Origin of the sequence: Segetibacter koreensis DSM 18137 (assembly GCF_000374045.1) — a bacterium.
Classification (GTDB): Bacteria; Bacteroidota; Bacteroidia; order Chitinophagales; family Chitinophagaceae; genus Segetibacter; species Segetibacter koreensis.
This window is the reverse complement of sequence record NZ_KB893351.1, coordinates 1-9,640: the sequence shown is the minus strand read 5'-3', so window position 1 is coordinate 9,640 and position 9,640 is coordinate 1. Positions and strand designations below refer to the sequence as shown.

The 9,640-nt window shown below is 38.2% G+C and carries 10 protein-coding genes; 7 read left to right on the top strand and 3 right to left on the bottom strand.

The window, feature by feature from the left end:
• Positions 1-537: IS110 family transposase (locus tag B154_RS0121105; protein ID WP_018616357.1), on the bottom strand; the 537-nt coding region annotated here is incomplete at its 3' end.
• A gap of 245 nt (positions 538-782) precedes the next feature.
• Between B154_RS0121105 and B154_RS30965 the strand changes: the two genes are divergently transcribed.
• From B154_RS30965 to B154_RS0121085, 4 genes are all read left to right on the top strand, one after another.
• Positions 783-1,265 carry a hypothetical protein gene (locus tag B154_RS30965; RefSeq protein ID WP_018616355.1) on the top strand — a complete coding sequence of 161 codons (483 nt, stop codon included), beginning with the start codon at positions 783-785 and terminating at the stop codon, positions 1,263-1,265.
• Between the two features lie 187 nt (positions 1,266-1,452).
• The gene (locus tag B154_RS30960) at positions 1,453-1,872 is read left to right on the top strand and encodes an NTF2 fold immunity protein (protein WP_018616354.1); all 420 of its coding nucleotides are present in this window, start codon (positions 1,453-1,455) and stop codon (positions 1,870-1,872) included.
• A 629-nt stretch (positions 1,873-2,501) separates the two neighbouring features.
• On the top strand, positions 2,502-3,749 hold the full coding sequence (gene ltrA / locus B154_RS0121090) for a group II intron reverse transcriptase/maturase (RefSeq protein ID WP_026260340.1): 1,248 nt from the start codon (positions 2,502-2,504) through the stop codon (positions 3,747-3,749).
• Between the two features lie 271 nt (positions 3,750-4,020).
• Positions 4,021-4,398 (top strand): hypothetical protein, encoded by a 378-nt coding sequence (locus B154_RS0121085; RefSeq protein WP_018616352.1) that lies wholly within the window; start codon positions 4,021-4,023, stop codon positions 4,396-4,398.
• 120 nt (positions 4,399-4,518) lie between these two features.
• On the opposite strand, the gene B154_RS0121075 is transcribed toward B154_RS0121085, so the two are convergent.
• A complete protein-coding gene (locus tag B154_RS0121075) occupies positions 4,519-6,084 on the bottom strand; it encodes an IS1182 family transposase (protein WP_018616350.1) in 1,566 nt (521 codons plus the stop codon).
• 245 nt (positions 6,085-6,329) lie between these two features.
• Here B154_RS0121075 and B154_RS0121070 point away from each other — a divergent pair, with 245 nt between their 5' ends.
• From B154_RS0121070 to B154_RS30955, 3 genes are all read left to right on the top strand, one after another.
• Positions 6,330-6,851: a hypothetical protein gene (locus B154_RS0121070; RefSeq protein WP_018616349.1), complete on the top strand. Its 522-nt coding sequence runs from the start codon at positions 6,330-6,332 to the stop codon at positions 6,849-6,851.
• 52 nt (positions 6,852-6,903) lie between these two features.
• Positions 6,904-7,698, top strand: a complete 795-nt coding sequence (locus B154_RS0121065) for a PepSY domain-containing protein (RefSeq protein WP_018616348.1) — start codon at positions 6,904-6,906, stop codon at positions 7,696-7,698.
• 179 nt (positions 7,699-7,877) lie between these two features.
• On the top strand, positions 7,878-8,297 hold the full coding sequence (locus B154_RS30955; RefSeq protein WP_018616347.1) for an NTF2 fold immunity protein: 420 nt from the start codon (positions 7,878-7,880) through the stop codon (positions 8,295-8,297).
• Between the two features lie 432 nt (positions 8,298-8,729).
• On the opposite strand, the gene B154_RS0121055 is transcribed toward B154_RS30955, so the two are convergent.
• The gene (locus tag B154_RS0121055; protein WP_425423119.1) at positions 8,730-9,620 is read right to left on the bottom strand and encodes an IS110 family RNA-guided transposase; all 891 of its coding nucleotides are present in this window, start codon (positions 9,618-9,620) and stop codon (positions 8,730-8,732) included.
• Between the last annotated feature and the right edge of the window lie 20 nt (positions 9,621-9,640).

Genomic DNA, 9,640 nt, shown 5'->3' with positions numbered 1-9,640 from the left:
AATAAAATTATGGCACCAATTAGCATTATCATATTGCTCAGGAATGTCTATGCCGCTAAAAGCAAGCATACCTTTGATCCTGTTTTTGCAGCGGGTGAGATCTTTCCATATTCTTTTACGATGCCTGAAAAATACACGGTCAGCTTCCTGTTGTTCATCCGGAATGTGAATACTATGTAGCACTCCTGATTGCAGACGCAGAGCTATGTTACGAGCGTCACGAGGATCTGTTTTCTGCAGCGTGTCTTTCTGAGACTTAGGAATATCAGCAGGATTAACTACCAAACACTCAATGCCTAACTGGGTCAACTGGCGTTGTATCCAAAATCCGAACTTGCCAGCTTCATAAGCAGCTTTATACTTTGCTCCAGGAAAGTGTTGGTTGAGGAAAGCAGCCATAACAGAAGGATTTGGTTTTTGATGAATATTTTTGATAAACATGTCATTTAAATAAATGCCCAGGTTCCAGCTGGCTTTATGAATATCCATGCCGACAAAAATGGTCTGACCTTGGAAATTTGTTTTAATTTTATTCATACTGTTGAGGTTTTTATAATGAAATTAAAAGTTAGTGTAGCGTTTTTAAAATGACTACTTTTTTAACTGCCTCAACAGTTCTTTAAAGGTTACATGGAGTCTTGGCAATAGCGGGGCTGACGGTTGTAACCTCAATATTTGTATTTCTATTGGGCATTTGTGCAAATGTTGGGCTGACGTTTTCCAAATGCCCCACCATCGCCAATACGTAATCCGTTAGTGGCAATGCAACTTCAACTTTCATCATGTGGATAATCAGAATATCATTAGACTTGTACGGCGACAACTTTTCACCGAGAAAAGCGCTTACAGAAATTACAGACACCATTCACATCTCTTGTTCAATTGAGCCTGATGATTTAAACGACAAAGACCCAAGCGGAGTTTATGGTTTCGGGAGTTTATCAATCCTTTCACCGCAAGTCTATGGATTACAATATGAGATGGCGGAATATGAAGAATGGTATTTCAGTTTCATTGATAAGTATAAACCAGTCTTTGACAAATATGGTGTAAAGGAGATAAATCTATTTTTTGATGTTTTTGACAATGGCGGTCAACTGAATTTTGAAATTCTTTCACGAGAGTTGCTTAAAAAGGTTGGACAGTATGAAATTGCTATTCCAATCAGTGTGTACAGGTTGACAACTGGGCAAATAGTAGATATGTTGAGCGAGACAACTATTTCGCAGGAAAAATTACGACAGTATGTGGAAGACCCAAATTGACAGCACATGCCACTAACAGTGTGTTTGCAATATGGTGGTTGAGGGAACTCGGCTCAAGAGCAGTTTTTCAATTAAGCTTTATATCTTTAATCAGGGTGACGGTAATTCTATTGCCGCCACATCGCAAACACTTCAACGTTAGGCGCAATATGGAAAAAGTATACGTTTGCATCTTTTAGTAAAACCAATGACAAAACTGCTTTTGTCCTTAATTATTATTTTTATTATCGCTTGTAATTCGTCGACAAATACTGGTAATACATCTAAAACACCTGACACTACCTCTAAAACTGAACAGCATGCTATTCTTGGCAGACAAAATGCAAGAAGACAGATGCGTGAAGCTTTAGAAGGCAAAGGTCAACCATTTACCTGGGACACCCTAATAAAAACATCTTCGACTGCAATAGCTACCGCTGAACCAATATTGTTTGATGCTTTTGGTAAGGAGCAAGTGCTTAATGAGAAGCCTTACGAAGTTTATCTGATAGACGGGTATTGGTACATAACAGGAACGGTACCAAAAAAGTATAATAAAGGAGGTGCATTTGAAATAATTTTTAGCGCTCGGGATGGAAAGATTATAAGATTGACGCACTACAAGTAATCAAACATGCGCCTAACAGCATGTTTATAAAATTGTGGCGGGAGTGTGTCACGAATGAGAAGAATTGAAGTTCTTTTCAATGCTGTATAAAAGATGAGGGTAGGTCCCTCATATACGCCTTGCGGGAGGAGTATATAAACCACTTCATGGTGCTGTAATCAAAAGTTATGGTGCTGAGCGATGAAGCAAAAGGCATCATAAAAGATGTCAGGTGAGTGTAGAGGAGCTGAACGAAAGTAAACCGTTCGATGACGTTCCGAAAGAATACTTGTTGACGAAACTATTGGCTTCCTGCACTGATAGGAAACGACTGTAATGGACAAACCGCATACTGATTACAGGTCAACCGGGATTGAGACGGCAGGAACTCTACACAGGCTTTTATATGGAACGTGAGAGACTGCTTATTAATGTGTGATAGTACAATTACAACATGTGGTGAAAGCCGCTACCACGGCAGTAATAGGCTGCTTAGGTTATGATTGTAATTTAACCCTGCCATAGGCAGAGGAATGTAATAAGTAGAGCCGGATGTATCCATAGTAGCAAGGAAACTTCTGTAATGGAAGTGGAGCGAAGGGATACAGTTATTCGTTTAGAGTATTTGTAAACAACCATTGAAAGATGGAATGATGAGCGAAGAAAAGACAAAGTCATTTGCAGTAAGTAAGGCGATGGTGTACAACAGCTATTTGAAAGTATGCAGTAAAGACGGTGCAGCAGGTATCGATAGGGAAACGATTGACATGTTCAATAAAGACCTTGAAAAGAACCTCTACAAAGTCTACAACCGCATGGCATCGGGCAGTTATTTTCCACCAGCTGTACGTACTGTACTAATTCCAAAGAAACAGGGAGGCAAACGACCGTTGGGTATTCCAACGGTAGGCGACCGTATTGCACAAGGAGTTGTAAAAGATTATCTGGAACCTATCTTAGAGCCATTATTCAGTAACAGTTCATTTGGCTATCGACCTGGTCGCAGTGCACATGATGCACTTGCACAGTGCAATAACAATTGCAGGCAATATGCATGGGTAGTAGACTTAGATATCCAAAGTTTCTTTGACAATCTTAGTCACGAATGGATGATGAAGATGGTCAGCCATCACACGCAGGAGAAGTGGGTGTTGCTCTACATAGAAAGATGGTTAAAAGCAGGAGTAGAACAAGCTGATGGCAGCATAGCAGCAAGAACAAAAGGCACTCCGCAAGGAGGTGTAATTAGTCCCTTGTTAGCCAATCTATACCTACATCATGCATTTGACATGTGGATAAGCAAACACTATGCATCTAATCCATTTGAACGCTATGCTGATGATATCATTGTACACTGCAACAGCAAAGCAGAAGCGGAAGAGTTGTTGTCATCAATAAGGCAAAGACTGCAAGGCTTTGAGTTGGAACTTCACCCTGAAAAGACGAAGGTGGTATATTGCAAAAGCTACAACCGAAAGGAAGAGCATGAGCATAACAGCTTTACATTTTTAAGTTATAGTTTTCAACCAAGAGTAAAGGCAAATCTACAGTTCAAGGACAGAAAGTTTATGGCCTTTGATGCAGCTATTTGTTGCAACGCGAAAGCCTATATTAAGCAACGAATAAGAGAAGTATTCAATCCAAGAAATACTACTGTATCACTTGAACAGGCAGCGATAAAGCTGAACCCAAAGATACGGGGATGGCTAAACTACTATTGCAGGTTCAATGCCATAACAGCACAGAAAGTGTTCGAATACCTCAATGAGTTAATACAAAGATGGTTCAGTGAAAAGTTTAAGTTAAGAGGTAAGATGGCTATCTTAGAGAAATATAAAACCTATGTGCATGAAAACCCGAAGCTGTTTATCCACTGGCAGAAAGGAATTACCTATTGACTGAATAACAAGAGCCGTGTGAAGGGAGACTTTCATGCACGGATCTGTGAGCGGCTAAAGCTGAAATGCTTTGGCCTACTCGACCGTTAAGTATTCAACGATAAATCGGTATTTTGCTTTTGTGGTTAATTGAAACTGACGTTTTTTAAATGCCACAACTTCATAAACACGTTAACGTTAGCAGCTATTTTTAAAACCTGTTAGTTGCTTGGCTGTAATAAGGCAGAAGGCGTTTTACAACATGATTTCTAAGTAGGACAAATCGTTAAGCATGGAAGTAAGAAGTTCGGCAGACATAATGGAAGACTCTGGATTAAATCCTCTTCTAAATGAGATGAACATTGGTAGACCTTTTCATAATAAAGACTATGGAAACGGTGATGTTGCATTATTCTTTGTAGTTAACTGTTTGCCATTTGAAGCCAAACTTAGATACCATTTTGGAAAGAAAGAAAAGGCTTTGTATTGGGACATATTGTTAGATTATAAAGAGGTGAAGGCAGCAACAATGGAACGCAAAAAAGCAATACTTGCAGAGAGTATTATAAATTCTTTTGACATTCTTGATAAGTACAAGAAGTTAAATCTTGACAAACAAAAACTCCAGCAAGAAGCAAAAGAATATTTTAAAGAGTTGAATTGGATTTAACTGAATGGAAAGCCGGAACATTAAAACAGCTGCTAACAACAGTGGCTGATGCACAACTACATTTTAAGTGCATTTTATTTTTGGTGTTTAACCATTAGATTTTATTAGCTGGTCATATCCTTACCCGTCGGGCTTAGACTGTATAGACGCTAATAGAAGCCATAGGTGAAAAACGAGCTTTAATAGGCTGTTTTCTACCTTTATTTGCATTGCTTTTACTATGGTTGATACTTTATTTGTTTTCCAATTGAGTAGTTTTTTTAGGTTATAAGCCACTGCTGCCATTAACATGCATTTGTTTGCTTGTTGTATGCCTCTTGTGTTTACTCTTTTCATGGCCAGATAGTTTACTAATGTTCCTATCACTGGTTCTACGGTTGAGCTTCGTAGTTTTTTAAATCGTTTGGCTTTTGTTGATTGAAGTCGTTCATGCATTTTATCATACAACGGTTTATCAATTGTATCTTCTATTTTCTTTTCGTTACTTTTGCCTATGCATGTTGTTTTAAAGGGACAGTTTTTACAGTCTTTGGCACTGCTTCTGTAATGCTTCATTACATAACCAGGCGTTGTATGTTTGATCTTTTTAAATACAAGATGTTTGCCTTGTTTGCAAGTGTACCTGTCATGTTCTTTATTGTAAGTAAAGCCTTCTCTTGAGTGTTTATACTGTCCAAAGTTTGGGATATAACCAGTGATATTATAATCTTCTAATGATTGTAATGCTTCACCACTGCTATAGCCACCATCGGCAAGTACTTCTTGTATTTGTAAACCTTCTTCATGTAGGTTGTCAATAGTATTTTCTAAAACCTCTGGTAAACATTGGCTGTCTTTTTTATCTGCATGATGTGCTTCTATGTTTGTTATTACATGATGATTGGTATCGACACTTACTTGTGAAAGATAATTTAGTTGCCTTGGTTTGCCTGGCTTTACACTTACCCTTGCATCGGCATCGGTAGTACTGTAATGAGTATGATTGCTTACATAGCGAGGAAGATATTTATCTTCATCAGCATTGCCTTCTTCAGTTTTCTTTCTTGCACCTGGCATGCCTTTGTAAGCTTTCGCTTTCCATGTATGATGTTGTTGTACTCTTTTGTTTATTGATGCAGATACGGTGTGGTCTTGATCAGGGGTATTGATTATTGGTTCATCTTCTTCGGTTAATGTTGTTGCGTAATCATCTCCATCATTAAGAATGGCTTTTTCGTTAAGGCTATCCATGCTTGCGTTTGCTTTTACAAATACACTGTCTATAGCCTGTCGTTTGCCTGCTACCATGCCTTTATCAATACACTGTTTAAGTACTTGTTTAAAAAGTTGTTTGAACACTTCACCTCCATACAGTTGTCTTGTACGACTTAATGTGCTGTGCCATGGAAGAGGTTCATCAATGTCATAACCGACAAAGAAGAGCATATCCATACGCATACTAACGGTGTTGATAATACGACGATCGCTACCAAGATTTTCTAAATACCCAATAAGAATGAGCTTGAAGAAAACGATGGGATCGATGCTTTGCTGTCCTTCGCTGCCATAGTACTTTGCGGTTTGTTTATAGAGCCATTTAAGATCCATTATGTCTTTAAGCCTTCTATAAAAGTTATCTGTTGGAACACGATCAGATAACTGAAAAGAGAGGAAGAGTTTTTCGGTATGTTGCTTTCTGCCTTGCATGATTCGAATCTACGAATCGTTGGTGAAGTTTACTAACTATCTTTATTAACAGATGTGAGTATTTTGATGTAGTTGTGCAACAAGCACAACAGCTTGTATGCAATAGTGGCTTGAGGAAGTAAACTAAACACAATATCTTTAATGAGCTTCAGGACAGTAGTTAGACAATAGAACAATGAATACCACTCCTGCATAAAGCTGAAAACCGTTGTAGGCAACCAATTTGATGCAACCTATCAAACAAAATGAACTTAAAAAACTTTTTACCCTTTGACAATTTCAAACTGCTGACAAAGCTTACTCCGTCAGAAGTAAATCAACGGATTGAAAGTATTACAGAACTCAAAAAAGGTCTTAACTTTTCATTTTCTACAAATAGGACCAAACCTTATGAAGGCAATCTTATAGACCGTTCTTTTGAAATCAGCAGAATTATAAGCTATCGCAACTCATTTCTACCGGTCATTAAGGGACACGTTTCTACCTACTTAGGAAAAACAGAAGTCGCAATTAAAATGCGACCTGTCGTTTTCGTTTTAATTTTTATGTCCTTATGGTTGGGAATAGTCGGACTAATATGTTTAGGAATTATCACTGCGGCTATTCTCCACTTTAAACAACTACTTGAGCAAGGTTTTTCGCCAGGAGCGTTAGTTCCGTTTGGCATATTTGCATTTGGATATGCCTTGTTGACAATAGCATATAAAGTAGAAAGTCAAAAATCAAAAGCCTTTCTGACTCAGTTACTGGAGGCAGAAGAAGTGTAAGTTCCAAGCTTAATAGAGTCGTGGCTGCCTACAACATTGCATTTGCAAAAGCATGGCTGAATTGCTAACTTTCAACATTAAACCTTTAATCAACGACATAGCGAAAGTAAAGCAGTTCGAACTTCTACTCCATGCCTTCGCAAATGCTTGTACGTTGTCAGCAATCATGCGAACAGTCCTTATTATATTGACCATATTAATTTCAAAAACTCCTTTCTGTCAAGATATAGACAAAGCTGTTTATGCTGACTACTTCAACACAGCAGATAGCATTGTAACACTATATTATGGCAATGCAAACAAAGTAAAGTATTTAAAGCTCGACAGCTCAAAAAGCGAGTTTTTGGTGTTACATAACCATTGGGACAATCGGGCAAAGTTTAATGAGCCACTTACTTTTAAACCCAACGTTTTTCAATTTCGGTATCACTTCAATCACCCTGCACTTGCAAAAGATACTTTTACTGTTACTTTTTTGCTTGACAGTTCAAGAGAAGTAATGACAGGCTTTTTTCCTCATGGCTTATTTAATAGTTCAAGTGTATCTGAGTATCATTTCATTTCAAAACAGGAAGCTTTGAAGATTGCCAAACAACTAAAAATTAAAAAGCCATTGAAGGAATACGAAATAAAGGTAGGATGGGAAGCTTCAAAAGGTGACTTCAAAAAGTACCGCCAAACAAAGGATTTGAGAGATATTGTAGATGGTAGAATAGTTTGGAAGATAAAAAGCGAATACAGGAAGCCAAAAGAAGGAGACGAACGACCTTATGCTGAAATTTTCATAATTGATGCAATGAACGGTAAAGTTTTGAGTAAAGAGTTTCCTTACCTTGACTGGGATTAAGACTGCTGACAACATCAGATTTCTAAAACCAAGGCTAAATAGCAATAGCTAAACTGAATATCTTAATGAACAACAGAACAGAAGTGAAGCTGAAGACACCCGAATATCTTGGCTTCAGAAATCTGTTCGACGTTAGGCGCAATTGTGGAAAGTCGCTTCAATCCACTTGAATAAAATAAATGACTAAACTGTTTTTGCCTTTTCTTACTTTTTTTTTGTTTGCTTGTAATTCCCCGACAAGTACTACAAATACAAAAGAAATTCCTGAGCGAACGAATGAGCCGGATGAGCACGAAATTCTTGGTGAAGCAAATGCCAGAAAACAGACCCGTGAAGCTTTAGAAGGCAAAGGTCAGCCGTTTACTTGGGACACCTTAATCAAAACTTCTTCGGCCGCAATAGCTACCGCTGAACCTATACTGTTTAATGTTTTTGGTAAGGAGCGAATAATTAATGAGAAACCTTACGAGGTCTATCTTATAGACGGGTACTGGTACATAGCCGGAACAGTACCCAAAAAGTATAATAAAGGCGGTGCGTTTGAAATAATTTTTAGCGCTCGGGATGGAAAGATTATAAGATTGACACACTACAAATGAACCAAATGCGCCTAACAGTGTGTCCTATGTATATAGGCATTTAAACAGGATAATATCGTTGTACTTTATATTCTTTTGAAAGCAAGAGATAACAGAAGGTTTTAATCAATTATCTCCCGCCTTCGCCAGATGTTTTGTCCATAACAAATTTAATAATTTTCTTATCAATCATCATTCATTACCAGCATCCTATGAGTAGACTACAACAGGTGTAGCTACAAGCTCTTGTGTTTTAAATTTATAAATGATGAGTTGTGCTTCTTTTCTTTTCATTGGCACAACAAACAACCGGCTACATGCTTTAATAAAGTCAATGCTTCGGGTTTTTGATTATTACACCCGGTGACAACACATGTTAAGTAGTCCGGTTGCAGTTTTTTTTAAGTATTGTAATGAATAATGTTTGATTACTTTATAAATGATTTATGCTTTTTATTTTACTACACCTGTCACGTAAGGTTGATCAGTTAGCCATACATATCTTACACGGCTAAGCAACTTACGGGCTATTTTTACAATAATCATTTTGGGTTCTTTGCCTTTCTTTAGCTGGTTGTTGTAATAGAGTGCTAAAGCAGGATCTGTACGTTTGGCTGTCCATGCACATTCAATCAGGTCGCTTCGTAATTGGCGCTGTTTTCTTACAGTTAGCCGACCCTTTAGTTCTCTCTCACCGCTGCTGTGCTCCATTGGCATTAAACCAATAAAGCTATTGAGTTCAACAAAAGAAGGGAAGCGTTGNATGTTGCCTATTTCTGTTATTAGACTGGCTGCTGTTAGTGGTCCTATACCGTTTATGGTTCTTAGCAGGTAATAGAGTTTTTTGTATGAAGCAGAACGCATGAGTTTTCTTACGTCGTTGCTGATGGCAAGTAGTTCTTTACGTAATATTTCAGCTTGCCTTACCTGGTAAGTAAGGGTAGTTTTTGTGCTGCTGTAATCGAACTGCAGATCGTTTAGCCAGCTAATAAAATTACGGCTCCAGTTACTGTTGTTAAACTTGTCGGGCAGTGGTACACCATTGTAATCTAAAAAGCCTTTAATACGATTTTTACAACGGACGAGATCTCTCCATATTTTTTTTCGTTGACGTACCAAAGAGCGGTCGGCTTCCTGCTGAAGGGTAGGGATATAAATGCTTTTGAGTTGTCCGCACTGCAGGGCCATGGCAATGCCACGTGCATCTCTTGGATCGGTTTTACTTACCTCATCTTTATGAGTAGAAGGGATGTCGGCAGGATTGACAACAAGACATCTAATTCCTTTGTTATTAAGTTGTCGATGTATCCAGTAACCAAACTTTCCACTCTCGTAAGCACACACATATGAAGCGCCAGGATAGT

Coding starts and splice junctions, on each gene's coding strand:
- B154_RS30955 (WP_018616347.1), top strand. CDS start 7,878: ATGACTAAACTGTTTTTGCCTTTTCTTACTTTTTTTTTGTTTGCTTGT.
- B154_RS30965 (WP_018616355.1), top strand. CDS start 783: ATGTGGATAATCAGAATATCATTAGACTTGTACGGCGACAACTTTTCA.
- B154_RS0121065 (WP_018616348.1), top strand. CDS start 6,904: ATGGCTGAATTGCTAACTTTCAACATTAAACCTTTAATCAACGACATA.
- B154_RS0121085 (WP_018616352.1), top strand. CDS start 4,021: ATGGAAGTAAGAAGTTCGGCAGACATAATGGAAGACTCTGGATTAAAT.
- B154_RS0121075 (WP_018616350.1), bottom strand. CDS start 6,084: ATGCAAGGCAGAAAGCAACATACCGAAAAACTCTTCCTCTCTTTTCAG.
- B154_RS0121070 (WP_018616349.1), top strand. CDS start 6,330: ATGAACTTAAAAAACTTTTTACCCTTTGACAATTTCAAACTGCTGACA.
- ltrA (WP_026260340.1), top strand. CDS start 2,502: ATGATGAGCGAAGAAAAGACAAAGTCATTTGCAGTAAGTAAGGCGATG.
- B154_RS30960 (WP_018616354.1), top strand. CDS start 1,453: ATGACAAAACTGCTTTTGTCCTTAATTATTATTTTTATTATCGCTTGT.